Source organism: Pantoea brenneri (assembly GCF_038594305.1).
GTDB classification, from domain to species: Bacteria; Pseudomonadota; Gammaproteobacteria; order Enterobacterales; family Enterobacteriaceae; genus Pantoea; species Pantoea brenneri.
In genome coordinates this window covers 691,189-716,134 of the sequence record NZ_JBCGBG010000001.1, presented here as the reverse complement: position 1 = coordinate 716,134, position 24,946 = coordinate 691,189, and the positions used below count along the sequence as shown (strand labels likewise).

22 protein-coding genes, 1 tRNA gene and 2 pseudogenes are annotated in these 24,946 nt (G+C 57.3%); 8 read left to right on the top strand and 17 right to left on the bottom strand.

The features are described from left to right. Positions 1-20 precede the first annotated feature (20 nt). A complete protein-coding gene (locus AABB92_RS03165) occupies positions 21-272 on the bottom strand; it encodes a hypothetical protein (RefSeq protein WP_031377109.1) in 252 nt (83 codons plus the stop codon). Between the two features lie 72 nt (positions 273-344). Then, the gene (locus AABB92_RS03160; RefSeq protein WP_031377110.1) at positions 345-1,049 is read right to left on the bottom strand and encodes a phosphohydrolase; all 705 of its coding nucleotides are present in this window, start codon (positions 1,047-1,049) and stop codon (positions 345-347) included. 610 nt (positions 1,050-1,659) lie between these two features. Here AABB92_RS03160 and AABB92_RS03155 point away from each other — a divergent pair. The 3 genes from AABB92_RS03155 (at position 1,660) to AABB92_RS03145 (ending at position 3,472) form a co-directional block, all read left to right on the top strand. Then, positions 1,660-2,337 carry an ASCH domain-containing protein gene (locus tag AABB92_RS03155; protein WP_031377111.1) on the top strand — a complete coding sequence of 226 codons (678 nt, stop codon included), beginning with the start codon at positions 1,660-1,662 and terminating at the stop codon, positions 2,335-2,337. A 179-nt stretch (positions 2,338-2,516) separates the two neighbouring features. Continuing rightward, positions 2,517-3,293 (top strand): DgsA anti-repressor MtfA, encoded by a 777-nt coding sequence (gene mtfA, locus AABB92_RS03150; protein ID WP_031377112.1) that lies wholly within the window; start codon positions 2,517-2,519, stop codon positions 3,291-3,293. 103 nt (positions 3,294-3,396) lie between these two features. Next, positions 3,397-3,472, top strand: a tRNA-Asn gene (locus AABB92_RS03145). A gap of 534 nt (positions 3,473-4,006) precedes the next feature. Here AABB92_RS03145 and exaC read toward each other — a convergent pair. Beyond that, on the bottom strand, positions 4,007-5,527 hold the full coding sequence (exaC, locus tag AABB92_RS03140) for an acetaldehyde dehydrogenase ExaC (RefSeq protein WP_031377113.1): 1,521 nt from the start codon (positions 5,525-5,527) through the stop codon (positions 4,007-4,009). A gap of 232 nt (positions 5,528-5,759) precedes the next feature. Between exaC and AABB92_RS03135 the strand changes: the two genes are divergently transcribed. After that, complete coding sequence (locus AABB92_RS03135; protein WP_031377114.1) at positions 5,760-6,323, top strand: class I SAM-dependent methyltransferase; 564 nt, start codon at positions 5,760-5,762, stop codon at positions 6,321-6,323. Here AABB92_RS03135 and AABB92_RS03130 read toward each other — a convergent pair. Beyond that, positions 6,311-7,033: a glutamine amidotransferase gene (locus AABB92_RS03130; RefSeq protein ID WP_031377115.1), complete on the bottom strand. Its 723-nt coding sequence runs from the start codon at positions 7,031-7,033 to the stop codon at positions 6,311-6,313. The two genes, AABB92_RS03135 and AABB92_RS03130, sit on opposite strands and share 13 nt — an antisense overlap. Before the next feature lie 178 nt (positions 7,034-7,211). Between AABB92_RS03130 and AABB92_RS03125 the strand changes: the two genes are divergently transcribed. Next, positions 7,212-8,096, top strand: coding sequence for a DMT family transporter (locus AABB92_RS03125; protein ID WP_046288249.1), 885 nt, complete (start codon positions 7,212-7,214; stop codon positions 8,094-8,096). A 48-nt stretch (positions 8,097-8,144) separates the two neighbouring features. After that, positions 8,145-9,509, top strand: coding sequence for a CoA transferase (locus tag AABB92_RS03120; RefSeq protein WP_046288248.1), 1,365 nt, complete (start codon positions 8,145-8,147; stop codon positions 9,507-9,509). A 1-nt stretch (position 9,510) separates the two neighbouring features. Here the strand turns inward: AABB92_RS03120 and AABB92_RS03115 are convergent, their stop codons facing one another. Genes AABB92_RS03115 through ghrA form a run of 3 tightly spaced genes read right to left on the bottom strand, consistent with a single transcriptional unit; the run spans position 9,511 to position 11,823 of the window. Further along, complete coding sequence (locus AABB92_RS03115; RefSeq protein WP_031377875.1) at positions 9,511-10,077, bottom strand: TorD/DmsD family molecular chaperone; 567 nt, start codon at positions 10,075-10,077, stop codon at positions 9,511-9,513. A 27-nt stretch (positions 10,078-10,104) separates the two neighbouring features. Then, positions 10,105-10,842, bottom strand: coding sequence for a phosphatase (locus tag AABB92_RS03110; RefSeq protein WP_031377876.1), 738 nt, complete (start codon positions 10,840-10,842; stop codon positions 10,105-10,107). A 39-nt stretch (positions 10,843-10,881) separates the two neighbouring features. Then, complete coding sequence (gene ghrA, locus AABB92_RS03105) at positions 10,882-11,823, bottom strand: glyoxylate/hydroxypyruvate reductase GhrA (protein WP_031377877.1); 942 nt, start codon at positions 11,821-11,823, stop codon at positions 10,882-10,884. 210 nt (positions 11,824-12,033) lie between these two features. Here ghrA and treA point away from each other — a divergent pair, with 210 nt between their 5' ends. Both treA and AABB92_RS03095 read left to right on the top strand, forming a co-directional pair. Further along, entirely contained in the window at positions 12,034-13,719 is a 1,686-nt protein-coding gene (treA, locus tag AABB92_RS03100) for an alpha,alpha-trehalase TreA (protein ID WP_031377878.1), read from the top strand. A 191-nt stretch (positions 13,720-13,910) separates the two neighbouring features. Beyond that, complete coding sequence (locus AABB92_RS03095) at positions 13,911-16,010, top strand: TonB-dependent siderophore receptor (protein ID WP_031377879.1); 2,100 nt, start codon at positions 13,911-13,913, stop codon at positions 16,008-16,010. A 45-nt stretch (positions 16,011-16,055) separates the two neighbouring features. Here AABB92_RS03095 and AABB92_RS03090 read toward each other — a convergent pair. The 10 genes and pseudogenes from AABB92_RS03090 to AABB92_RS03045 form a co-directional block, all read right to left on the bottom strand. After that, positions 16,056-16,321: pseudogene (locus tag AABB92_RS03090) on the bottom strand (integrase core domain-containing protein); the annotation flags it as partial. Between the two features lie 98 nt (positions 16,322-16,419). Next, a pseudogene (locus AABB92_RS03085) lies at positions 16,420-16,601 on the bottom strand (IS3 family transposase); the annotation flags it as partial. Between the two features lie 115 nt (positions 16,602-16,716). Further along, a complete protein-coding gene (locus AABB92_RS03080) occupies positions 16,717-16,872 on the bottom strand; it encodes a hypothetical protein (RefSeq protein ID WP_162836813.1) in 156 nt (51 codons plus the stop codon). A 118-nt stretch (positions 16,873-16,990) separates the two neighbouring features. Beyond that, a complete protein-coding gene (locus AABB92_RS03075; protein ID WP_031377881.1) occupies positions 16,991-18,103 on the bottom strand; it encodes a lactonase family protein in 1,113 nt (370 codons plus the stop codon). Between the two features lie 201 nt (positions 18,104-18,304). Next, a complete protein-coding gene (locus AABB92_RS03070) occupies positions 18,305-19,714 on the bottom strand; it encodes an EmmdR/YeeO family multidrug/toxin efflux MATE transporter (protein WP_031377882.1) in 1,410 nt (469 codons plus the stop codon). A gap of 118 nt (positions 19,715-19,832) precedes the next feature. Next, positions 19,833-20,582, bottom strand: coding sequence for an ABC transporter ATP-binding protein (locus tag AABB92_RS03065; RefSeq protein WP_031377883.1), 750 nt, complete (start codon positions 20,580-20,582; stop codon positions 19,833-19,835). Further along, on the bottom strand, positions 20,575-21,456 hold the full coding sequence (locus AABB92_RS03060; protein WP_031377884.1) for an ABC transporter ATP-binding protein: 882 nt from the start codon (positions 21,454-21,456) through the stop codon (positions 20,575-20,577). The genes AABB92_RS03065 and AABB92_RS03060 overlap by 8 nt, the downstream gene beginning before the upstream one ends. Beyond that, positions 21,449-22,732 carry a high-affinity branched-chain amino acid ABC transporter permease LivM gene (gene livM / locus AABB92_RS03055; RefSeq protein WP_342550259.1) on the bottom strand — a complete coding sequence of 428 codons (1,284 nt, stop codon included), beginning with the start codon at positions 22,730-22,732 and terminating at the stop codon, positions 21,449-21,451. Before livM ends, AABB92_RS03060 begins: the two co-directional genes overlap by 8 nt. A 10-nt stretch (positions 22,733-22,742) precedes the next feature. Further along, on the bottom strand, positions 22,743-23,657 hold the full coding sequence (locus AABB92_RS03050) for an ABC transporter permease subunit (RefSeq protein WP_046288247.1): 915 nt from the start codon (positions 23,655-23,657) through the stop codon (positions 22,743-22,745). 135 nt (positions 23,658-23,792) lie between these two features. Next, positions 23,793-24,908 carry a branched-chain amino acid ABC transporter substrate-binding protein gene (locus AABB92_RS03045; RefSeq protein WP_031375104.1) on the bottom strand — a complete coding sequence of 372 codons (1,116 nt, stop codon included), beginning with the start codon at positions 24,906-24,908 and terminating at the stop codon, positions 23,793-23,795. Between the last annotated feature and the right edge of the window lie 38 nt (positions 24,909-24,946).

Sequence of the window (24,946 nt, the reverse complement as noted above, 5' to 3'; positions counted from 1 at the left end):
GTCAGGCGACGGGTTTGCATTTACTTCTTCTTCTTGCCCTGCTTCTTCAGCAGCAGGCGAATCTGTTTCACTTCCGCACTGGTCAGCCCGTCGGGTGACGCTTCGGTCAGATCCTGATTATCAATCGCCGGATGCGGATGCGTTTCCAGACTGGCCTGCAAACGCTGCACAATTTCCTGGCTCATCGAAATCTGGTTCTCCAGCGCCAACTGTTTAATATTTTCTTTCAGTGCGGGATCAATTTTAATCGTCAAATTAACGGTTTCGGTCATCGTGCTGCTCCTTTTTGTTATTGCTTCCACGCTACCGGATGACCGTTTCGATTAACATACTGTCACAAAAATTTAATATTCGGTCCGTAATGGCGTGAAGTCCCGCAGCACGCCTTCGTCCATCCCGGTCAGATTGCCCTGCAACTCCGCATACAGCTTGGCCATATAGCGCACCAGGAAGTCAGCATTATGTTCCGCCAGCATCCGCCCGGTCTCGGTGTGCATGGTTTCCGGCAGCCGCAGCAGCTTCTTCTGGAAGTGATCCAGCGTCCATTTCACATCATTCAGCTCGCGATCTTTTCCCAGCGGATCGGCACTGTCGAACAGCGGACGATTCAATGCCCCGGCGGTATAGAACACCCGCGCCAGGCCAATGGCACCGAGCGACTCCAGCCGGTCGGCATCCTGAACGATTTTGGCTTCAAGCGTCTGCGGCGGGATGCCGGCGCTGAAACTGTGGGTTTTAACGGCGTGCATTACCGCCTCAATCAGCTCTGCAGGGAAGTCGGTAAAGTCCTGTTGCAGAATACGCTGCGTTTCCGTGGCGGCGTAGGTCGAAGCCAGATGGCGTTCAGGGTGATTTTTCGGCAGGTTGACCACATCGTGAAAATAGCAGGCGGTTAACACCACCAGCGGATTGGCGGCGCTGCCTGCCATGATCCGTTGTGCGCTCATCCATACGCGGCGTAAGTGCGCAATATCATGGGCACCGTCATCGTGGATCCAGTTGGCCTGAAACCAGCTTTCATAGCGAGATTGCCAGAGTGTGAGTGACATAATTTATCTCCCTGTAGTATTCAATCGCAAAACTGCGTCGCGATCGGTGCGCAAACGGCAAGCCATCATAGCGACTGGCTAATGACACTTTTCTTTCAGTGCTGAGGAAAAGAGCGGCGCTGCCAGGGTTTTCCGGCAGGAAAATGAGATCTGGATCATTTTTATAGCATCTCTTATACAAAATAACCGCAATTTCAGCGCTTTTCGGGCTTTCCTTATCGGATCGTCGCTAAGCGAATTAGTTTAATGGGTGTAATGTTTGTTCCAGCAGAAAAAAATCTGGCTGGCCGCATTGCGCGCGATCAAATTCCTTAAATAACGGAAAAACTGTCAATAATCACAGGTGAACAATTCCGAAAAGGTTCCTATTTTTACCGTTATAACGTACTGTATCCGGGCTATTCAGCGCTTTATGGACGTTGCATGATAAGCTTTGGTGCGGTTTTTGCATTTTGAGGTTTTTTAACACCAAAAGCGGCCATTGTCGCCTGAAGACCCATCGACAAATTATTAAGCAAAATGATTTATACCCTTTATGATAATCCTCTGAAGTGCAGCAAGGGGATGTTTACAGCAGTAACCGGGTTCTACTAATAAAAAGAGGTAATCCATGAAAGAACGGCCGATTCTTTTTTCCGAACAGCGTGTTCGTGCCCTGTTGGTTGGCCAGCAAACGCAAACCCGGCGCATTATGAAAACTCAGGCTTTCGGCCCGGGACAGGATCATCACGAAGGTGTGCATGCTTTCGATGTGAGTGCTAACCATCTGCATGGCTACAAAATGATGTCGATGACGGATATCAGTTATCACTGTCCGTATGGCAAACCCGGCGATGTGCTGTGGGTGCGTGAAACCTGGCGTGGTCCGCTGGTGCCCGAAGATGCGCTGGCAGAGTATGAGCGCGATCCGACGCCATTCCGCCAGCCGGCTTATTGCCAGTATCGCGCGGACAGTAACGAGCTGGGACAGCATATAATGAGCAGTCCGGAAGCCGAGCAGTTTGGCTGGCAGACCGCCATCCACATGCCGCGCTGGGCCAGCCGCATTAACCTGGAAATTACCGGGGTGCGGGCCGAGAAGATTCAGGACATCAGTGAAGATGACATTATGGCCGAAGGGGTGCAGACCGATTCGCACTTCCTCAACAATTTCTTCACTATGAACGTTAATTCGGAATCGCCTAAAGAGGCGTACCGTAAAGCCTGGCAAAAGCAGTACGGTGCCACCAGCTGGGAAGTAAACCCGTGGGTCTGGGTGATTGAGTTCCAGCGCATTGAGCGTAAGTAACACCTCAGGCCTGCGCTTTGCGGGCTGAATCACAGACAACGGCTGCGCTAACGGGTTGAATAGACAGCCTTAAGCCCTGCAGCCAGATCGATGGTGCCAGCATGCTGTTTTCGATGCTGGCATTTTTATATCTGGCGCGCCAGGATAGCGAGATAGTCCGGTTCTGTGCGGGAGTGACGATGTTTAAATGGCCGTGGAAAACGCATAACGACCCTGCACTGGGCGCGCTGCCGTGGCAGCCTGGTCTGGCGCAGCCGATTTTTACTCTGCTCAGTGAAGAGGAGCAGCAGGCGCTGGTGCACCTGGCGCAACGTTTCCTGCAACAGAAAAAGCTGGTGCCGCTCGGAGGGGTTCAGCTGGATGAGTTGCGCAGCGTGCGCATCGCCCTGCTGTTCTGTCTGCCGGTGCTGAAACTGGGGCTGGAGTGGCTGGACGGCTTTCACGATGTGCTGATCTATCCGGAGCCGTTTGAAGTTGACGATCTCTGGCAGGACGAAGCGGGTCTGGTGCACAGCGCGCCCGCGGTGCATGCCGGTCAGAGCTGGACCCAGGGTCCGGTGGTACTGAACTGGCTCGATATTCAGGACTCGTTTGATCTTTCCGGCTACAACCTGGTGATCCACGAAGTGGCGCATAAACTGGATGCCCGCGGCGGCGGTTATACCAGCGGGATTCCAGTGATACCGCTGCGTGAGGTGGCGCTGTGGGAGAAAGATCTGCGGGCGGCGATGGCGGCGATTGAAAGCGAAGTTGATCTGGTGGGCGAACAGGCGGCGAGCATCGATCCCTATGCTGCCAGCGACCCGGCCGAGTGCTTTGCCGTGCTGTCGGAATATTTCTTTACCGCGCCGGACCTGCTGGCCGAGCGCTTCCCGGCGATGTACCAGCATCTGCGCCACTTTTATCAGCAGGACCCGCTGACGAGAATCGTCGCCCTGTCAGCGCAAACTGCTTAAATCGCGATCGCTTTGCGCTAAAGCTAGCCAGTTGAATGATAATGTATTTTTTGCTGTTGACACCTTCGGGCGACGCCGTTAATATTCGCCTCGTTCAAACGATTCCTCTGTAGTTCAGTCGGTAGAACGGCGGACTGTTAATCCGTATGTCACTGGTTCGAGTCCAGTCAGAGGAGCCAAATTTAGAGAAGCCCGCTCAGGGAAATCTGAGCGGGCTTTTTGCATTTTATCTGGCGGTTCTTTTTTCTCAGACGTCCACTCTCCTGCAACAAACACTCTTCGGGACCATCGCCTTCTGCTGACAAAAGACGGGTCATGCCATTTCAATGGAATTTTATTGCTCCACGGGAGATGCCGTTATCCAGCTACTGATACCAGGAAAATGCCAATCCCCTTGATAAGCAATACAAGCTGACCGATGGCTACGATAAACAGCACCGCCCTTTGCCGACCAGTCACAGTAATACCGTCATACTCTGATCTCAGCCGTTCATGGCATCATACAGGCATTGAGTATTGATCGGCTGCTGTTAGCTGCCGCGACGTTAAGAATAAGACTGACACAAAATAGGCGCTGATTTTTGAAAAAGGATATTCAGATAGACGGGATGATAAAGATCGAGGTTACTAACAAATTAAGGCTCCCATGAAGCGCGCAGCCGCGACTACCGGAATGACGTGCCGCCTGCCGGCAGCACGTCTCATCTGCATCCTCAGAAGAAACCCAGTGGCTCAATGCTGTAACTGATCAGCAGGTTTTTGGTTTGCTGATAGTGATCGAGCATCATCTTGTGGGTTTCACGTCCGATACCCGATTTTTTATAGCCGCCAAAAGCGGCATGCGCCGGATAGAGGTGATAGCAGTTGGTCCAGACTCGCCCGGCTTTGATCGCCCGGCCCACGCGGTAAGCGCGGTTGATATCGCGCGTCCAGACGCCAGCACCCAGGCCGTAAATCGAATCATTGGCGATGCTGACCGCTTCGGCTTCATCTTTGAAGGTGGTAATGCCAATCACCGGGCCAAAAATCTCTTCCTGGAACACCCGCATGCTGTTGTTACCTTTCAGTAAGGTCGGCTGGATGTAGTAACCACTGGCGAGCGCGTCGTCCAGCTTCTCAACCCCCCCGCCCACCAGCACCTCTGCGCCTTCCTGCTGGGCAATCTCCAGATAAGAGAGAATCTTATCGAACTGCTGCTGTGACGCCTGCGCCCCGACCATCGTCTCGGTGTCGAGCGGATCGCCCCGCTTGATGGTTTTGACGCGTTTCATCACCGCCGCCATGAACGGCTCGTAAATGGACTCCTGCACCAGCGCCCGCGAGGGGCAGGTACAGACTTCGCCCTGGTTAAGGAAGCCCAGCACCACGCCTTCAGCCGCTTTCTCAATAAAACTCTCTTCCGCCTGCATGATGTCTTCAAAGAAGATGTTGGGGGATTTGCCGCCCAGTTCGACCGTTGAAGGGATCAGGCTTTTCGCTGCCAGCTCCAGAATATGGCCGCCGGTGGCGGTTGATCCGGTAAAGGCGACCTTGGCAATGCCCGGATGGGACGCCAGCGCTTCGCCCGCCTCTTTGCCGAAACCGTGCACCACATTCAGTACACCGGGCGGCAGTAAATCTTTAATCAGATCGACAAACAGGGTGATCGACAACGGCGTCTGCTCCGCCGGTTTCAGTACCACGCAGTTTCCGGCACCTAACGCCGGTGCCAGCTTCCATGCGGCCATCAGCAGCGGGAAGTTCCACGGAATGATTTGCGCCACCACCCCCAGCGGCTCATGGAAATGGTAGGCCGCGGTAAATTCATCAATCTCTGCTGCGCTGCCCTCCTGCGCCCGCACGCAGCCGGCAAAATAACGGAAATGATCGACCGCCAGCGGCATATCGGCGGCCAGGGTTTCCCGCACCGGCTTGCCGTTATCCCAGGTCTCGTTTACCGCCATGTATTCCAGATTCTGCTCCAGCCGGTCAGCGATTTTCAGTAGCAGCAATGAACGCTGTTGCGGTGACGTTTTACCCCAGGCATCGGCCGCTGCCGCTGCGGCGGCGACCGCATTATCCACATCCGCGCGGTCAGAACGCGGAAACTCACCTGCCGCTGAACCGTTTACCGGTGAAGTGTTGGTGAAGTAGTTGCCATTCACCGGCGCGACGAATTCACCATTGATAAAGTTGCCATAATTCTTTTGTAGCGTGATCAGAGAACCCTGTTCTCCGGGGGCGGCGTAACGCATGGTCATTCTCCTTACAGGTGACGAGATGCAACAATGATGAAACTTATTATTAACATGAAGGATCATTGCCAGCCTGTCAGATCTGTTGCCCGGAAACTGTGACCGCCCCGAAGGAAAAGCCGCATCGGCTGCCGCTACAGATAATTCCGACTTTTCCCGGTTGCGCTTATAAATAAGAAACTTGTCAGCAGGATGGGGTCAATATGAGGAAGAATTCATACTCGAGGTAAGCATGCTGGCTTCGGCTTTCACCTTAATGCGCGCAAAGGCAAACTTCGTGCATCAGTTCATCCGCAATCCGCGCAAGATGGGCAGTATTACGCCCTCATCCGATGCGCTGTGCCGCACCATGATCGAGTCGGTGGAATGGAATAATCAGCTGCGTATCGCCGAGCTTGGCGCAGGAGACGGTGTGTTGACCCGTCGGTTACTGGAACGAATGGCACCGGAAGCCACGCTGGATGTGTTCGAAATCAGCAGTATGCTGGCGGAGAAGCTTAATGCGTTAGACGATCATCGTATGACGGTACGCACCTGCTCCGCGGAGTATCTCAACGGCCAATATGATGCGATCTTCTCCGGCCTGCCGTTGTTGTCGCTGCCGCCTGCACTGCGTGAGGCGATTCTGCGCGCGGTCTACGCTGCGCTGGGCCCGAACGGAGTGTTTGTGCAATTTCAGTACACTTCGCTGACCCAGCCTGACCTGTCACGCTATTTTACCTGGGAGCGGCAACGGGTACTGAAAAACGTGCCGCCCGCCTGGGTTTATCGCTGTACCCGCCACTACGCTCCCTGAGCCTGCTCAATTGACGGGCGCGTCTGTTGCCAGAAGGTGGTTAACAGTTCACGCGCCCAGTCTTTTCCTTCCATCACACCAGCCACCTCACCACTGCCGTCCGGCAGACAGGCGCGCATGATGGTTGACGAGAATTCGGGATGAAACTGCACTGACAGCGCCTGCGGTGAATAACGAATAATCTGGCAACCATCGCGCTCAGAGGCGGCTAATACCTGTGCCTGCGACGGCGGCATCAGCACCGACTGTCGGTGCGACAGCCAGGCGCTGAAGGTCGGCGGCAGTTTCCGTAACAGCGGGTCGCGCTGCGCCTGGGCACCGCAGGTGACCGGCAGCAGACCGCGTTCCCAGCCATTCGGGTTATCTGCCACCTCGCCACCCAGCGCATACGCCATCAGCTGATGGCCGTAGCAGACGCCCAGTAACGGCAACGACGCGTCGATGGCCGCTCTGATCCACGCGGCGCTGCGTTCGCTCCAGTCGGCATGGTCAGTGACCATCGCCCACGATCCGCTGAGGATCGCCGCAGAAATCTGGTCGAAGGCCGGCAACGCCTCGCCCAGATGCGGACGGACGATCAGATACTCATCAGGTTGTAACTCTAACGCGTCAATGAACCAGCGTGGTTGTTCACCAATCTGCGCGACGACGTTAGCGGGCGGGACTTCAAGCTGAATCAATGCAATGGGCAAGGCGGGCGTGTGGGTCATACCGAATCGGGTCCTGTTCAAGAGGCGTTTCGGAAAATCAGTCTGACAGCAACGCGCAAAAAAGTCTTATGATTTTATTTTTCTCAGCGCGACAGAAAATTTCTAACCGCTGCTGCCTGAAATGCCCTGGTTCGTGCCATCATTAGCCAGCTAAGCAAAAAAAGTTAAGGATATTATTGTGGCGGTGCGGCATTTTTTTCTGGTTCTGATGGTGGTGTGTATCTGGGCCTTCAACAACGTGGCGGTGAAATGGGGCTTACTTGAGCTTCCGCCGCTGTTTCTGACTTTTATGCGTTTTGTGGTGGTCGCCATTGTGCTGGTGCCGTTCTGCCGCATCACCCGACAGCAGCTACCCTGGCTGTTGCTGCTGGCCTTTACCTTCGGCTTTATGCACTTCTCGCTGCTGTTTGTCGGTATGCGGTACACCGATGCCGGGACCGGCGCAATCGTGGTTCAGCTCGGTACGCCGATTGCCATGCTGCTGGCGATGGTGGTGTTAAAAGAGAAGCTGAAGCTGGTGCAGCTGGCCGGCATTATGATCTCGCTGAGCGGCGTGGTAGTGCTCTCCGGCAGCCCGACCATTCCTACGTGGTGGGTGCTGTGCCTGCTGTTGTGCAGCGCAACTGGCTGGGCGGTCAGCAACCTGATTGTCAAAAAATCACCGTCAATTAAACCGCTGACCATGACCGGCTGGATCGCCTTCCTCGCCATCCCGATTGTCGGTGTTGCCAGCCTGGTGATGGAGTCGCATCAGCTCTACGCCCTGCGTCATGCGGGCTGGCACGGCTGGTTTGCCATCCTCTACAGCGCCATCGCCTCATCGATTGTCGCCTATACGCTGTGGTATATGCTGCTGAAGAAATACAACGTTAACCTGATCATGCCCTACTCGCTGCTGACGCCGGTGCTGTCAGTGCTGATGGGGATTGTGGTGCTGGGTGACAGCCTTAACAGCTTCAAAATTATTGGTGCCTCGCTGGTGATCCTCGGCACGGCGATTGCGGTGATCAATCTGCGTAATCTGCGAATGCATGCCCGCTTCCCGCGTCTGCGGCGACGTTAATCACGCGTGCTATGCTTGAGTGATTGTCACTCGTCAGGAGCACAGCACATGGACCATCAGCTCGCCACGTCCCTCTGGCAGCAGATGTGGCAGGGATTGCGTGGCAACGCCGCAGCGCATCCGTTACCCACCTTTGTCGATAACGCCAGTTTCCCCGCCGCCTTTGCCGTCAGTGAACTGGCGGCCACCAGCATCGGCCTCGCCACGCAGGCCACAGCCGCCCTGATCAATACCAGCCGCCCGGTTGAGGTGAATGTCCGGCTGGCGTCGCGCTGGTTTCAGCACAGTTTTATGCCGCTTAATCGCCCTGCACCCGCAATGTGGGATGCCTTTGCCGGCGATTATGCCAGCCGCGATGGCTGGATCCGCCTGCATACCAACGCCGCCCATCATCGGCAGGCGATGGAGCGGGTGCTGGGCCAGCACGCTGACCGTCGCTCGCTGGCGCGTGAGGTGCAGCGCTGGTCCGCCGGTGAGCTGGAGCAGGCGATCGTTGATGCGGACGGCTGCGCCGCGGAGATGCGCAGCACTGCCGCCTGGCAGCAGCATCCGCAGGGCCAGGCCGTGGCTCAGGAGCCGCTGTTCGCCTGGCAGACCACCGATCAGGCCGCCGCGCCGCAGTGGCAACTGCCCGAGGCACGTCCACTGCTCGGCATTCGGGTGCTGGATCTGACGCGAATTATTGCCGGCCCGGTCGCCACCCGCTTTCTGGCCAGCCTCGGTGCCGATGTGTTGCGTATCGATCCGCCAGGCTGGCAGGAACCGTCGCTGGATGAGGAGATCACCTGTGGCAAGCGCCGGGCGGTGCTCGATCTGACGCGCCTTGCCGATCGCGAGCAGTTTAGCCACCTGCTGCGTGAGGCCGATGTGCTGGTACACGGTTATCGGGCGGATGCGCTGGAACGGCTCGGCTTTGATGCCGCTACCCGACAGGCGCTGGCACCAGGGCTGGTTGACGTCAGCCTGAATGCCTGGGGCTGGCAGGGTCCGTGGCGCAACCGGCGCGGCTTTGACAGCCTGGTGCAGATGGGCTGTGGCATTGCCGAACAGGGAATGCAGTGGCAGCAGAGTGATAAGCCGACGCCCTTGCCGGTGCAGGCGCTGGATCACGCCACCGGTTATCTGCTGGCAGCGGCAGTACTGGAGGGATTACGTCAGCGGCTGGCTAACGGATATGGCAGCCAGGTGCGGCTATCGCTGGCGCGCACCGCCTGGCTGTTGCAGCAGCATCCTGCGGCACCGGGCAGCGATCAATCAGCTATCCTGGCGAAGACAGAGGATAATCTGCCATTTTATGAGTTAACGCAGTGGGGGCTGGGCGTGAGGTTGCGGGCGCCATCCTGGCTGCCCGGCACCGCACAACTCTGCGCGACGCCGGGCTGTCTGCCGGGTACGCACCCGGCATCATGGTAAATCAGGCATCCTGCTGGGAGTCGGTGCTGTCGAGCAGTTCATTGTACATCGCCTGAATCGCCTCACGGCTGAGGGCGGCCAGCGTACGGTAAAACGCGGTGGTAGCGTGCGCTTCAACCTTACCGAGGAAAGTGCCGCACCACGGCAGCAGATACTCTTCAAACAGCGCCAGCTGGGCGCTGCTCTCATCTTCCGCTGACTGATCTTCCAGCCATGACGCCGCCAGCAGCAGTACGCCAAAATGATCGGCAGGCGCATCGCTCAGCGGCATGCCGCGTGAGGTCAGAAATGCGCGCACCTCCGGTTCGGTTTTTCCTTCCGGCCACTGTGACGCATACGGCGACACCTTACAGTCGCTGCCAACAAACAGCGCATTGTAATCGGCGGCCAGCGCCTGCGGATCGCTGTTCTGTTGCAGACGGGTCAGCAGTTCGTCCTGCTCCAGCGGCCACTGCGCCTGCAGTTTTCCCTCACGCAGCAGGGTAAACAGCGGCACCAGCAGCGGGTCCTGCGGCTGACGATTGAACAGTGAGCCGATCACGCGGCACAGAATGGAAAACTCATTCATGAGTCAGTTTCCTTGAGGCAAAGTAAATTAAAAGTCAGCCAGTTCAGCAATATGTTTGCCGGTACGCTGCTCGAGAAAGTCGAGCAGACGCCGCGGCGTGACATTTAACACCCGATCCTCTGGAAAATCCACTTCGCGGGTGATGCGCAGGCAGTGTTCAAAATGGCCGAGCGTAAAGGCGGTGTGTGAATCTGAGCCAAACGCCAGCCGTCCGCCTGCGTCACGCACCGCTTCAGCGATTGCACGGCAGTTAGGTTCACTGCCCGGACGCGAATGGGTAAAGGAGGAGTTATTGATCTCCAGCGCCACATCGTAGTGGGCTGCAGCCCCGGCGATTGCCGGGATATCCACCGGGAATTTCGGGTTACCCGGATGGCTGATGATATGCACCAGTCCCCCCGCCATCGCCGCAATCATCGCGTCAGTATGGTGTTTTCGGTCACGCGGCGCGTAGACCGGCTCATGAAAGCCCGCCACGATCAGGTCCAGCGCATCCAGCATCGGACCGGAGCAGTCAATCTCGCCCTGCTGGTTTTTAATATTGGCTTCAATACCGCGCAGAATCCCGACGCCATCAATCACCCGCGGCCAGATGCGCATATTGATGAAGTGCCAGTAATGCGGTGCATCGGCCATATCAGGCCCGTGATCGGTAATGGCAAACAGTTTCAGTCCCGTTTGCCTGGCCTGAGTGACGTAATCGTGCAGCGTACTGTAGGCGTGCGTACTGGCGATGGTGTGCATATGCAGATCTACCGGATACATCATCTTCTCCTGCTGATAGCCCCTGATTGGGCAGGGTAATTAGTAGCCACGTTGACGATCGACCCGCCCCTGCGGTGTTTCTCCCGCCTGATGCTGGTGAATCGCCCGGGCGATATAGTCAATAGCTTCGTCGATTAAGGTTACCGCAGCATTATGCGGCGTCAGCGTGACGCGCGGGTGAGACCAGAGCGGATGCGATTCCGGCAACGGCTCGACCTGGAACACATCCAGCGCGGCGGCTTTCAGCTGGCCGCTGTTGAGCGCCGCCAGTAAATCCGCTTCCACCACCTGTGCACCGCGTGCGATGTTGAGGAAGAAAGCGCCGTGCGGCAGCTGCTGGAAAAAGTCGTGATTGATTAGGTTGATGGTTTCCGCAGTGCTGGGCAGCAGGTTGATTAATACCCGGGTCTCTTGCAGAAAATCGTGCAGCGCCTCACGGCCGGCAAAGCTGGTTACGCCCGCGATCTGCTTCGGCGACCGGCTCCAGACCCGCACCGGGAATCCCCAGGGTTTAAGCGCTTCCGCCACGCTCTGCCCCAATACCCCGGCACCGAGAATACCGATGGTGAAGCTGTCGCGCGGATAAGCGGGCAGCGGCTGCCAGCAGCGCTGCTGTTGCTGTAACCGGTAATCGTCAAAGCGGCGGAACCAGCTCAGCACGCTGTGGACCGCATACTCCTGCATCTGCCGCGCCATACCGGTATCTTCCAGCCGGAACAGCGGCACCGTCTCCGGCAACATATCCGGATACTGCTGTAGCTGGCGGAGAATTTCATCAACCCCGGCACCCAGCGCAAACACCCCGCGCAGCCCGGCGCGCCCTCGCAGCATCTCTGCTGGCGGAGAACGCACCAGCGCATAATCGGCCGGACCCTCATCGCCCGGTTGCCAGGCGCGTACCCGCGCCTGCGGCAGACGCTGTTGTAAACCGTTAATCCATGTCGCGGCGGGTTGCGACGGGTGATACCAGATGATCTCCATCCTGCTCTCCTTTTTTTCTTTCAGCGTCAGGGAAAACCGGCATCAGGGCAAGCAAAAACCGGCTGGAAAAAACGCTTTTTTCAGTAAAAATTATTCACGTGGCTTCACATTTCCGGTTGGCTTCAGGGTGAAGCGGGCAGATAAGGTCTAAAGTTGGTCGTGTGGTCAATGCGTTACACGCGGCCGCGTTTCGGACAAGGAGAAAAACCGATGACAAAAATTGAGGTAAACGCCACTGAACGGCGTCAGCGTTATGCACCCCTTCTGCTCACGCTGCTGCTGAGCGTACCTGCCTTCACCGTTCACGCCGACGACACGTCGCGTATGCTGAATAATCAGCCGCAGCCGCCGGATGTCCGTTTAGGGCCACTGTTTAATGCCGTACAGCAAGCAAAGTTCTTCCCCGATCAAAAAACCTTTGCTGATGCAGTGCCAAAATACGATCCGGCATCAATTCTGGCCGACTGGCAGATGCAGAAGAAACAGCGCAACTTTGATCTGAAACGCTTTGTTGCCGCCAACTTCACGCTGCCCACTCAGGGCGATAAATATGTGCCGCCTGCCGGGCAGAATCTGCGTGACCATATCGACGGCTTATGGCCGGTGCTGACCCGCACCGCCAGCAGTGCCGGTCAGTATGACTCGCTGCTGCCGTTGCCGAAACCGTATGTGGTGCCGGGCGGCCGTTTCCGCGAAGTCTATTACTGGGACAGCTACTTTACGATGCTCGGCCTGGCGGAAAGTGGCCACTGGGATCGGGTGCAGGATATGGTGGATAACTTCGCCTCGCTGCTTGACCGTTACGGCCACATTCCGAACGGCAACCGCAGCTACTACCTGAGCCGTTCGCAACCGCCTTTCTTTAGCCTGATGGTGGACCTGCTGGCGAGCCACGATGACGGCAAAGCCTATACCCGCTACCTGCCACAGCTGCAGAAAGAATATGACTACTGGATGGCCGACAGTGACAAACTGGCCGCCGGCTCAGCCAGTAAACGCGCCATCAAACTCAGCGATGGCACGGTACTGAACCGCTACTGGGATGCGCGCGATGTGCCGCGTACCGAATCCTGGATGGATGATGTGACCACCGCGAAGAAAGCGCCACAGCGCGACAAGGCGGAGCTTTATCGCGATCTGCGTTCTGGCGCGGCATCGGGCTGGGACTTCAGCTCCCGCTGGTTCACTGATGCCCACAATCTGGCGACCATCCGTACCACCCAACTGGCACCGGTCGATCTCAACAGCCTGATGTTCCATCTGGAGCAGACGCTGTCGAAAGGCTATCAGATGAATAAGCAGGACGATCTGGCGAAGCAGTTTGCCGACCGTGCGGAGAAGCGTCAGGCCGCGATTAACCGTTACCTGTGGGACAGCAAACAGGGCTGGTATGCCGATTACGACTGGCAGAAAAAACAGGTGCATTCGCAGCTGACCGCCGCCACGCTGTTCCCGCTTTATCTGCGGGTTGCCAGCGATAAGCAGGCTGAAAGCACCGCCAGTGCGGTGGAAAAACAGCTGCTGAAACCGGGCGGACTGGTGACCACCACCGTCAATAACGGTCAGCAATGGGACGCCCCGAACGGCTGGGCGCCGCTGCAATGGGTGGCAGTGGAAGGTCTGGAACACTACAACCAACCTAAACTGGCGAAAGAGGTCGGGCTGCGCTTCCTGCAGAACGTGCAGAACACCTATGACCGCGAACACAAGCTGGTTGAAAAATATGTCGTTGAAGGCAAAAACCTCGGCGGCGGTGGTGGCGGTGAATATCCGCTGCAGGACGGCTTCGGCTGGACCAACGGCGTCACGCTGAAACTGCTGGATAAATATTGCCCGAAAGATAAAACCTGTAACAGCGCCCACGATATTCCTCAGGCGTCTGCCGCTCAACCCTGATGTTCTCTGGAGACCGTCGGCCTTGCCGGCGGTCTCTGCCCTCGCCTTTTAGCGAAATTTACTTGACGTTCTTCGATTGCCAGGCAAAATTGCAGCGAACTTACAAACGGTAATAATTCTCACTCTGATAATGAGAATGCTTATCGAGACTATTATTCACCTGCTGAACCTCTGCCATGAAAGGAATTTCAATGAGATTGCCCTCGCCGCTGAAAGGTTATGTCCCGTTCTGCACCCTGGCGCTGACCGCGCCGGCCCTGAGTTTTGCTGCTGATATGGTGGTCACAGCCCAGCCGCAGGAGCAAGCTGACTCCCCGACACAGGGATATCTTGCCACGACCAGCCAGGGCGCGATGAAAAGCGATCGTCCACTGATCACCACGCCACAGTCGGTGTCGGTGGTGACGCGCCAGCAGATGCAGGATCAGGGCGCGCTGACCCTGAATCAGGCGCTCGGCTATACCTCCGGCGTATTTACCAACTTCGGCGGTGCCGCGACCCGTTATGACACCATTGCCCTGCGCGGCTTCCACGGCGGCGATGTTGATAACACCTTCCTCGACGGATTACGGGTGATGAGCGACGGCGGCAGCTTCAACGTGTTGCAGGTCGATAACGCCTTCCTGGAACGGATCGATGTGATTAAAGGCCCCTCTTCTGCTCTGTATGGTCAGACGGTACCGGGCGGGCTGGTCAACATGGTGACGAAGCGTCCTCAGTTCAGTGAAGAAGGCCATATCCAGTTACAGGCGGGTAATAACGCCACCACCGGGGCGATGTTTGATTACACCAACGCGATTAACGATCAGTGGGCGTTTCGCCTGACCGGTGTGACCCGCAACAGCGATACGCAGTACGACCATACCCGTGAAGAGAAGTATGCGCTGATGCCACAGCTGATGTGGCAACCGGATGAAGATACCCATTTGATCCTCAAAGCCTATCTGCAGAAAGATCCGTCCGGCGGCTATCACGGCTCGGTGCCGGGCGACGGCAGCCTGAGTGAGCATAACGGCTATAAGCTGAGCAACGGTTTCTATGAAGGCAACAGCGATCTGGATCAGTTCAAGCGCCGTGAACAGATCTACAGCTACGATTTCGCCCATCGCTTTAACGACGTCTGGTCGTTCTCCTCCACCGGCAGCTACAGCCATTCCAACGTCGATCTCGATCAGGTTTATCAGATTGGCTGGAGTGCGGTAAATCCTGACCTGCTGAATCGCTACTATTCCGGTGAGCGCTCCTCTCTGGCCGGCTGGGCTACCGATAACCGGCTACAGGCGGAGTTCGCTACCGGGCAAGTGGAACATCGGGTGGCGATCGGTGCGGAGTATCATCGCTATAAGAATGAGATCAGCAGCGCGGCCGGCGGTGCCTCACAGCTCAATGCGGTGACCGGCGAACAGGTTGGCGCAATGCCGGCCTACAGCTGGAGCGATGAAACCCGCCGCTACTATCAGACCGGCCTCTACCTGCAGGATGAGATGAAGCTGGATCGCTGGCATCTCGATCTCTCTGGCCGCTATGACCGGATCGTCGCTAATAACAGCGGCAACGATCGGCGGCAGGATGACCACATCAGCGGCCGCGCGGCGCTGCTTTACGCGTTTGACAACGGTATCTCGCCTTATGTCAGCTGGAGCCAGGCGATCACCCCAACGGCACTGACCGATCCTGATAACAACCTGCTGAAACCAACCACGGCAGAGCAGTATGAAGCCGGGGTGAAATATCAGCCGAACGGCACCCGCGATCTCTATACGCTGGCGGTCTATGACCTGACGCAGAAGGATGTGGCTAACCGTAATGTCCAGGACGGCACCTATACGCCGTCCGGTAAAGTGCATTCGCAGGGGATTGAACTGGAAGCGCGTAATCAGCTAACGCCACGTCTGAGCACCGTCGCCAGTTACACCCTCAATCACCTGCGCTTTAAAGATTCAGTTGATGGCAATGAAGGTCACACGCCTTACGTGACGCCGAACAGCATGGCGGCCCTGTGGGGTCATTATCAGTTTGATTATGGCTTAAGCGCGGGCGCGGGCGTGCGTTACATCGGCAAACAGTGGGCAGACAACGAAAACACTACCCGTGTGCCGTCAGTTACCCTGTTTGATGCTTCGGTGCGTGCCGATCTCGGGGTCTGGAACAACAGTCTGAAAGGCGCGTGGCTGCAGGTTAACGCCAATAACCTGACTGACCGTAAATATGTGGCGGGCTGCTACGGCACCGGCTATTGCTACTGGGGCGCGGAACGCAGCGTGATGGCGACGATAGGTTACGATTTCTGATCGCCAGTGACTCGTCCTGATAAAGGTCGACACTCTTCACAGCCTCTAAAACGCCTGATGCATCGCATCGGGCGTTTTGTATTTCAGCGACAGATGCGGCCGCTGACCGTTATAGATCCTTACCGACTCCGCCACCATCTTTACCGCCTGACCGGGATCTGCCGGACGGTTGAGCAGCAGTTCGTTTTAAGTATGCCGTTGACCCTCTCCGCCAGCGCATTCTGGTCGCGGTCATAGCCATCCGCCATCGGGCAGGTGAGCCCGTGCTTTTCATGTACTGACTGATACAGCGTGGAGCACTGTGCTTTTACTTCGGATTCAGCCAGCTGCTGCTCAGGCTCTTTGATGCGCTGTTCCAGCGTAAGGGAAGGAATTTCGTTATGTGTCCTGCGTGGAGGCCGCGCTGCTCCGGAGTTTGCCAGTCCAGCTGGCCATATTTACGCAGCCACTTCAGAACGGTGGAGCATCCCTGTATACCGTAGCGCTCCAGGGCCTGACGATACGTCACCTCGCCTTTTTCAACCGGCTCGACGCGGCCAGTTTAAAAGACAAAGAGTCGTCCCGCTGAGTGCGTTTAACATACTGTCTCATCACATTCTTCTTAAAACCTGTAGAAATTGTGTCAACGCTCTTCAGGACGGGGCACAGATAACAAAAAGGCCCGCGCAGAATGGCGGGCCTTTAGGCGATTAAAGTACAACAGGGATTATTTTTCATGGTAGCGATGCAGCGCCGGATAATATTCCATGCCGTAAAGCTGGCTGAGGGGAAACAGCAATTCAATGTTGATATCGCGTTCCGCCGCAACCGGCGCCGATCCGCTCAGCAGTTGTTCAAACCAGGCTTTCAGTTTCTGTTTCATGGTATGCGCTCCGTCAGGGTTGATGAGACGAGTAAACCCGCTCTGGCGCGTAAACTGAACCAAAAATTTCTGCGCTGCTATGCCAGAAATTAACTATACCTTCCGCCCGGCCGTCGCTTTAGCCGGCAATTAAGGTGACCCAGTTAGCCCCTTTGCCGACGGGCGCTTCCGCCACTCGCCTGAGTTCGCCAGTGGCCGCATCGATGGCATAACTGCCGATCACCGCACTCTTCTCGCCGCTGGCAATCAGCCATTTTCCGCTGGCATCAATCGCAATACTGCGTGGCTGCTTTTCAACCCGCCAGCTGCCGATCAGCGTCAGTGCCCCGGACGCCGGATCGACCTGATAGCCGCTCACCGTGCTGGAAGTCCGCTCGGTGACATACAGAAACCGGCCGTCGGGCGTGATTTTAATGTCCGCTGCCCAGATGCGCGGCGTCGGATCGCTGTAGCCCGCCGGACGCTGTTCGCCATGCTGCAGGCCATATTTCCCGGCAACCGCATTCGGCCAGCGCTTCAGCTCACTCAGTGATCCATCGGCCGCGCGCCTGTACTGGGTAATGGTGCCGCTCATCTCAGCCAGGTTATACAGGAAGCGGTTATCCGGGGAGATCACCGAATGGCGCGCGCCGCTGTTTTTCTCGCCCTGAACATAGCCGGTACCGATTGGGGTGATAGCGCCATTGTCTGCGAAGCGATATTGCAGCACCCGATCGGCGCCGAGGTTACCGACGTAAAGCGAATGGTTGCTGACATCAGTGATCACCGAATGGGCATGCGGTCCGGTCTTAACCCGGCCGGTCACCTGCGGTGTCACCACGCCCTGCGCATCGATTCGGTTGCTGGTAACGATATCACTGTCATACGAGGCGGCGAGCAGGTAGTGCCCGCTTTTGTCGGTGGTGATCCACGGAAAACTGGCTTCAACCGGCGTTACCGCCAGCCGCTGCAGGTCGCCCTGCCGTGACATCACCCGCCAGCTGATGATCGAATAAGGCGGGCTGCGCAGCGCGCCATACAGCCGCTTGCCATCCGGGCTGGCAGCCAGCGGCATAATCTTTTTTCCGGCTGGCGTATCGCCGCGCCACTGCAGGCTGCCGGTGGTGTCATTGAGGTGATAGCGGGAAACGGTGCCGGAGTCGGCGTTCGAAACATAAACAAAGCTTGTCGCCCACAGCGGACTACTGCACAGCAGCGGCAGCAAGGCCAGCGCCGGTTTGAGACGGATCATAGGGTCACCTTTAGCATCGTTATTATTATCTGCTTCAGTCGGCAGGAGAGTAACGCTAACGGCGGAAATGCCGGCTGGCTTTGTGCAATTGACTGAAGATTGACTCAGAAGCCTGGAGATGTGACGGGGATGGGGTTTTTGACGATGGGGCAGCTCGCCGTAACGCCTTCCCCGGCTCAAGGGAAGGCGTTATCGGCTGCACTAGCCTGATTTGGCGATCATCCGGCGGTAGTTATTCAGCCATTTGCCGCTGTTGAGTCGCCACCAGAAAAAGACGCCGCGTACCGTCCAGTCGAGAAACATCCCCAACCAGACGCCGATGACGCCCATTCCCAGCTCAATGCCGAGCAGATAACCGGCCACCACGCGCGCGCCCCACATGCTGAACATCGAAACGTACATGGTGTAGCGTGCATCGCGCGCGCCCTTCAGACCGGCAGGCAGCACCCACGAGGCGGCCCACAGCGGCATAAACAGCGCGTTAAGCCAGATCAGCTGTTTCGTGACGTTAATCACTTCCGGATCGCTGGTGTAAAAGCGCGCCAGCAAACCGGCCAGCGGCACCGTCAGCAACGCCATCGCGGTCAGACAAATCGTCGCCAGCCAGAACACGTGCCGCACCTGCCGCTCCGCCTGAAACACCTGATTCTTACCCAGTCGGGTGCCGGTAATGATGGTCGACGACGAACCGAGCGCATTGCCCGGCAGGTTAATCAGTGAGGCGATGGAAAAGGCGATGAAGTTACCGGCGATCTCACTGGTACCCATTCCGGCGACGAACACCTGGGTCAGCAATTTCCCGCCGTTGAACAGCACCGACTCGATACTGGCAGGCACGCCGATGCCCAGTACCTCCATCAGAATGCTGCTGTTCCAGCGCCGGAAATAGCTCGACAGGGTAATCTTCAGCGAGGCGTTGAAGCCAATCATCAGCACGTAGATCACCGCAATCGCCCCGATATAGCGGGTGATGGTCAGCCCCAGTCCGGCCCCGATAAAGCCTAAGCCATCCCAGGAGAAGCAGCCGTAAATCAACACGCTACTGATGATGATGTTGAGGATGTTCATCCCGCCGTTAATCAGCATCGGAATTTTGGTATTGCCTGCACCCCGCAGCGCGCCGCTGCCGATCAGGGTAATGGCCGCCGCCGGATAGCTCCAGGCCGAGGTCTGCAGATAGCTCAGCGCCAGCTCTTTCACTTTGGGATCGGCGGCACCGGCTATCGCATCGATGATCAGATGCCCCCAGAACTCGATAGCGATGACCAGCACAAACGACAGCACCGTCATCATCCCCAGCGACTGTCGCGTGGCGGCACGGGCGCGTTTGCCGTTGCGTTTTGCCAGGCTGAACGCCACCACCACCGTGGTGCCGAGGTCGATGGCGGCAAAAAAGGAGATGATCACCATATTGAAGCTGTCTGCCAGGCCTACGCCCGCCATCGCCTCTTTCCCCAGCCAGCTGACCAGGAAGGTGCTCAACACGCCCATCAGTAACACACAGGCGTTCTCGAAAAAGATAGGCACTGCTAATGGCGATATCTCACGCCAGTAGAGCGTGCGGTAAGCGCGACGTTTCGGATACCACGCCGTGCGCTTGATCGCCTGCATCACTGCTACGCCGGGATTTTGCAAAGGATTACCAAATCAGAAGAGTCGGGACAGGAGATCTAATGATGATAGTGGGCAGAGAAATATGCAAAGTCTTTCCTGCCCAAATTAATCATCGTTACAAACTTTTTATTCCGCCGACGGCAGGTGCTGCTGCGCCGCCCAGATAAGCACTACGAACCTCTTCATTGTTCAGCAGTTCTGCCCCGCTGCCGCTTAAGCGAATTTCGCCATTCACCATCACATAACCGCGATTGGCCAGCTTCAGCGCATGGCGCGCATTCTGCTCCACCAGAAACAGCGTCATCCCCTGCGCCGTCAGCTCGCGCAGAATAGTGAAGATTTGCTTAACCACAATCGGCGCCAGGCCGAGGCTGGGTTCGTCCAGCAGCAGCAGCGCTGGCCGGCTCATCAGCGCGCGGGCAATCGCCAGCATCTGCTGCTCACCGCCGGAGAGCGTCATCGCACGCTGCCGACGCCGCTCCAGCAGGCGCGGAAACAGGCTGTACATCCGCGCCAGATCCTCTTTCTGATAACGATTGCCGATGGCAATGGTGCCCATCTGCAAATTCTCCTCCACGGTCATGTCGGCGAAAATACGGCGTCCCTCCGGTGCCTGAGCGATGCCACTGGCTGCAATAAAATGGGTCGACTTCTGGCTGATCGGCTGACCGCGAAAATAGATTTCCCCGCTGGCGATGCGCGGCTGACCAAAAATCGACATCAGCAGGCTCGATTTACCCGCGCCGTTGGCCCCAATCAGCGCCACTGTCTCACCCGCATTGACCGTCAGCGAGACGCTTTTCAGCGCCTGTAACGGGCCATAAAACAGATCGACTGCCTCGAACTGCAACAGCGGCTCAGCCATGGTTTTGCTCCTCCTCGTCATCGCTGCCGAGATACGCAGCAATCACCCGTGGATCGTGGCGAATTTGCTGCGGCGTGCCCTCGGCAATAACTTCGCCGTGGTCCAGCACCACAATGTGATCGGAGATACTCATCACCATCGGCATATCGTGCTCAATCAGCAGTACGCTGATGCGGTGATCGGCGCGCAGACGATGCAGAATGGCACTGAGCGCCTCGGTTTCCACCGGATTCAGCCCGGCTGCGGGCTCATCCAGACAGATCAATTCCGGCTGGGTACACATGGCTCGCGCAATTTCCAGTCGCCGCTGCTGGCCGTAAGAGAGCGTCCCGGCCAGCCGGTTGGCGCTGGTCGCCAGGTCCACCGTTTCCAGCCAGTAGAAAGCGCGATCGAGCGCGCGGTTTTCCGCTGCCCGGTAGCTGCGGGTATTGAACACCCCCGCCAGCAGGTTACGGTTCACCAGCATGTGCTGCGCCACCAGCAGGTTCTCAATCACCGACATCTCACGAAACAGCCGGATATTCTGGAAGGTGCGCGCCAGTCCGGCACGGTTAACCAGATGCGCACCACCAAACATTTTGTACCAGAGGCGGGACCCGAGCTGAGCCGGATTAAGCCAGTCAGCGACGTGAATTTTTTCACCCAGCACCTGAATCACATCGGTCGACCGCTGGTTGGCGTTGAGCTGTATTCGCCCCCCGCTGGCGCGATAAAAGCCGGTCAGACAGTTAAACACGGTAGTTTTACCGGCACCGTTCGGCCCGATTAAGGCGGTGACCGATCCGCGTTCAACCTTAAGGCTGACCTCGTTTAGCGCCCGGATACCGCCGAAGCGCATCATCAGCTTTTCGACCTGCAAAATGGCATCACTCATGGCGGGCTCCCTGACGCAGCGGGACACCGACCCGGCTGGTGCGCACCAGTCCACGCGGTCGCCAGATCATCATCAGCACCATCAGCATGCCAAACAGCAGCACGCGATATTCGGCAAAACTGCGCAGCAGTTCCGGTGCCACGGTCAGCACAAAGGCCGCCAGTACCACCCCCAGCGTCGATCCCATGCCACCCAGCACCACAATCGCCAGGATCAGCTCGGACTCAAAGAAGGTGAACGAAGTAGGATTGACGAATCCCTGATAGCTGGCGAAGAAGACGCCGGCGATACCGGCCGTCGATGCCCCCAGCATAAAGGCCGACAGCTTGACCAGCACGTGATTCAGCCCCATCGCCCGACAGGCGATCTCATCTTCACGTAACGCTTCCCAGGCCCGGCCGATCGGCATACGCGTCAGGCGATGCTTGATATACAGCACCAACAGCACCACCAATACCAGCACCGTGTAGATGAAGATAAACTTCATGTTGGGGTTATAGCTAAGGTGGAAAAACTCGTGGAACGGCACGCCGCCTTCGCGCGCACGGCGGCCAAACTCCAGCCCGAGAAAGGTCGGTGCCGGCACCGATACGCCATTCGGTCCACCGGTAAACGACAGCCAGTTATTCAGCACCAGCCGGATAATCTCGCCAAAGCCAAGCGTCACAATGGCCAGGTAGTCGCCGTGCATTCGCAGTACCGGAAATCCCAGCAGCGCCCCGGCACAGGCCGCCATCAGCGCCGCAATCGGCAGCATGCTCCAGAATCCCAGTCCAAGATATTGATAGCCTAACGCCAGGCCATAAGCACCGATGGCATAAAACGCCACGTAACCCAGGTCCAGCAATCCGGCCAGTCCGACCACGATGTTCAGCCCGAGGCCGAGTAGCACATAAATCAGCCCGAGTATGGCCACCGTCAGCAGATATTTGGTTGAAAACAGCGGGAACAGACAGGCGGCGATCAGCAGCAGCGGGAGGATCCAGCGCAGCCGGGAGCGATAACCGGGTTCACGCACGTACACCCCGCCACCTTCGCCGTCAAACTTGCGCAGCAGTGCTTTACCACTGCGGGTTTGCAGAAACAGGCTGAACAGCAGGCGACCCGCCATCACAATGCCCACCAGCACCGCCACCCGCAGCGGTTGTATGCGGAACTGGTAGCCCTCCAGCACAATGCCAACGATCGGGCCAAATACCACCAGTGCGATTAACCCGGCCAGCACCGTTTCCAGCAGCGCCTCGGCCACATTCACTCCCTGATTGGTTTGATTCATCTCAGCGTCCTCACACTTTTGCCACCAGCGGGCGACCCAGTAATCCCTGCGGGCGGAAGATTAAGATCACCACCAGTAACGCGAAGGAGAACACATCTTTGTAATCGGAATTCACCAGCCCGGCGAACTGCGCCTCCGCCACGCCGAGCAGCAGGCCGCCCAGCATCGCGCCCGGCAGCGAACCGATACCACCCAGCACCGCCGCGGTGAACGCTTTGATGCCAATAATGAATCCGGCGTAAAAATCGAAGGTGCCGTAGTTCATCGTCACCAGCACGCCGGCCAGACCGGCCATCGACGCGCCAATCATAAACACCAGGGAAATAACCCGATCGGTATTAATCCCGAGGATCGCCGCCATCCGCCGATCCTGCTGCACCGCCCGACAAATGCGTCCCAGCCGGGTGTACTGGATAATCCAGGTCAGCAGCGCCATGCCGCAGGCCGCCGCCAGCAGGATGAATACTTTGGTCCAGGTAATCTGCACCACGCCGCTTGCCAGCTCCAGCCGCAATACGCCGCTCAGCAGCGTGGGCACGCCCTGCTGGTTGGGCCCCTGGCTGAGCTGCACATAGTTTTGCAGGATCAGTGACATGCCGATGGCGGAGATCAGCGGTGCCAGCCGGGTGGAGTTGCGCAGCGGACGATAGGCGATGCGCTCAATGGTCCAGCCATAAACGGCGGTAATAACGATGGTGAACAGCAGCGTTCCGAAGATCAGCAGTGGAAAAGAGTGAATACCGAACGCGGAGAGCAGCGCCAGACCGATGGCGCACAGATAGGCGGACAGCATATAGACCTCGCCGTGGGCGAAGTTGATCATGCCGATAATGCCGTAAACCATGGTATAGCCAATGGCGATCAGGCCGTAAACTGCACCCAGCGTCAGGCCATTCACCATTTGCTGTAAAAAGAAGGCATCCATAGCAAAAGTCTCACTGCGGGAGCCCGTCGCACCGGCTCCGGAAAAGGTATACCTGAGTGACGCGTTGCCGCGTCCTCCGGCTGTCGCCCGACTGTTTCAGGCTGTAATCGCGGGGATTACAGCCTGGCGGTTTACTCAGAGCTGATGATATTTTCCTTTGTCATCCCACTGATACACCACGTAGTCAGAGACTTTTAAATCCCCTTTGCTATCCCAGGACTTTTTGCCCATCACGGTATCAACGCTATTGGCTTTGAGCCATTCGCTGGCTTTTTCGTTATCCTTGCCGGCGCCTTTGTAGGCAGCAGCAATCGCCTGAATCGAGGCATAGGCGTAAAGGGTATAGCCTTCAGGTTCGAAGCCGCCGGCACGGAATTTTTCAATCACCGCTTTGCCATCGGCAATCTGGCGTGGATCGTTGCCAAAGGTCATATAAACCCCTTTGGTGTATTGCGGCCCGCCAGCGGCGGTCACCATCTCTTCGGTCACGATGCAGTCACCGGAGAAGAAGTCCGCTTTCACTCCCTGCTCACGCATCTGACGCACCAGCGGCCCCGCTTCCGGGTGGCAACCGCCGAAGTAGACCACGTCGGGTTTTAACTGGCCGATTTTGGTCACCAGCGCGTTAAAATCTTTCTCGCCGCGCGATAAACCTTCATACATCGCCTCCTTGACGCCGCGTTTCTCCAGTGCGGCTTTGGTGGCATCTGCCAGCCCCTGGCCGTAGGTATCTTTGTCGTGGATCACCACGACTTTCTTCGCCTTCAGTTTGTCGAGGATGAAATCCGCGGCAATCGCACCCTGCTGGTCATCACGTCCACACATGCGGAACAGAGTTTTCATGCCCCGCTCGGTAATTTTAGGATTGGTGGAGCCTGGCGTAATCGCCAGTACGCCTGCTTCGTCATACACCTCTGAGGCAGGCATAGTGGAGGAAGAACAGAAGTGACCGACCACCGCATTCACTTTGTCCTGATCCACCAGTCGGTTCGCGACTGACACCGCCTGCTTCGGTTCACAGGCATCATCGCCCTGAACCAGCACAATTTTCTCGCCGTTAATGCCGCCCGCCGCGTTGATATCCGCCGCAGCCTGCGAGGCACCTTTCCAGTACTGCGCACCATAGGTGGCATTCGGACCGGAGAAAGGTCCGGCGACGCCAATTTTAATATCGGCGTGTGCCGATAACGCGGTCATTAAACATCCGGCCATGACGAGCTTGATAGGGAACTTGATCACTTTCACAGACATGCGGTCATCCTCAACAGGGTTAAGAGCCAATGCCAATC

Bases quoted from the DNA above. Each gene is read 5' to 3' on its own strand.
- AABB92_RS03050 (WP_046288247.1), bottom strand. From the start codon at position 23,657: ATGGATGCCTTCTTTTTACAGCAAATGGTGAATGGCCTGACGCTGGGT.
- livM (WP_342550259.1), bottom strand. From the start codon at position 22,732: ATGAATCAAACCAATCAGGGAGTGAATGTGGCCGAGGCGCTGCTGGAA.
- AABB92_RS03115 (WP_031377875.1), bottom strand. From the start codon at position 10,077: ATGAATGAGTTTTCCATTCTGTGCCGCGTGATCGGCTCACTGTTCAAT.
- AABB92_RS03075 (WP_031377881.1), bottom strand. From the start codon at position 18,103: ATGATCCGTCTCAAACCGGCGCTGGCCTTGCTGCCGCTGCTGTGCAGT.
- AABB92_RS03060 (WP_031377884.1), bottom strand. From the start codon at position 21,456: ATGAGTGATGCCATTTTGCAGGTCGAAAAGCTGATGATGCGCTTCGGC.
- AABB92_RS03130 (WP_031377115.1), bottom strand. From the start codon at position 7,033: ATGACCCACACGCCCGCCTTGCCCATTGCATTGATTCAGCTTGAAGTC.
- AABB92_RS03095 (WP_031377879.1), top strand. From the start codon at position 13,911: ATGAGATTGCCCTCGCCGCTGAAAGGTTATGTCCCGTTCTGCACCCTG.
- AABB92_RS03160 (WP_031377110.1), bottom strand. From the start codon at position 1,049: ATGTCACTCACACTCTGGCAATCTCGCTATGAAAGCTGGTTTCAGGCC.
- AABB92_RS03070 (WP_031377882.1), bottom strand. From the start codon at position 19,714: ATGCAGGCGATCAAGCGCACGGCGTGGTATCCGAAACGTCGCGCTTAC.
- mtfA (WP_031377112.1), top strand. From the start codon at position 2,517: ATGTTTAAATGGCCGTGGAAAACGCATAACGACCCTGCACTGGGCGCG.
- AABB92_RS03165 (WP_031377109.1), bottom strand. From the start codon at position 272: ATGACCGAAACCGTTAATTTGACGATTAAAATTGATCCCGCACTGAAA.
- AABB92_RS03080 (WP_162836813.1), bottom strand. From the start codon at position 16,872: ATGAAACAGAAACTGAAAGCCTGGTTTGAACAACTGCTGAGCGGATCG.
- AABB92_RS03120 (WP_046288248.1), top strand. From the start codon at position 8,145: ATGGACCATCAGCTCGCCACGTCCCTCTGGCAGCAGATGTGGCAGGGA.
- AABB92_RS03135 (WP_031377114.1), top strand. From the start codon at position 5,760: ATGCTGGCTTCGGCTTTCACCTTAATGCGCGCAAAGGCAAACTTCGTG.
- AABB92_RS03110 (WP_031377876.1), bottom strand. From the start codon at position 10,842: ATGTATCCGGTAGATCTGCATATGCACACCATCGCCAGTACGCACGCC.
- AABB92_RS03045 (WP_031375104.1), bottom strand. From the start codon at position 24,908: ATGTCTGTGAAAGTGATCAAGTTCCCTATCAAGCTCGTCATGGCCGGA.
- AABB92_RS03155 (WP_031377111.1), top strand. From the start codon at position 1,660: ATGAAAGAACGGCCGATTCTTTTTTCCGAACAGCGTGTTCGTGCCCTG.
- exaC (WP_031377113.1), bottom strand. From the start codon at position 5,527: ATGCGTTACGCCGCCCCCGGAGAACAGGGTTCTCTGATCACGCTACAA.
- treA (WP_031377878.1), top strand. From the start codon at position 12,034: ATGACAAAAATTGAGGTAAACGCCACTGAACGGCGTCAGCGTTATGCA.
- AABB92_RS03065 (WP_031377883.1), bottom strand. From the start codon at position 20,582: ATGGCTGAGCCGCTGTTGCAGTTCGAGGCAGTCGATCTGTTTTATGGC.
- ghrA (WP_031377877.1), bottom strand. From the start codon at position 11,823: ATGGAGATCATCTGGTATCACCCGTCGCAACCCGCCGCGACATGGATT.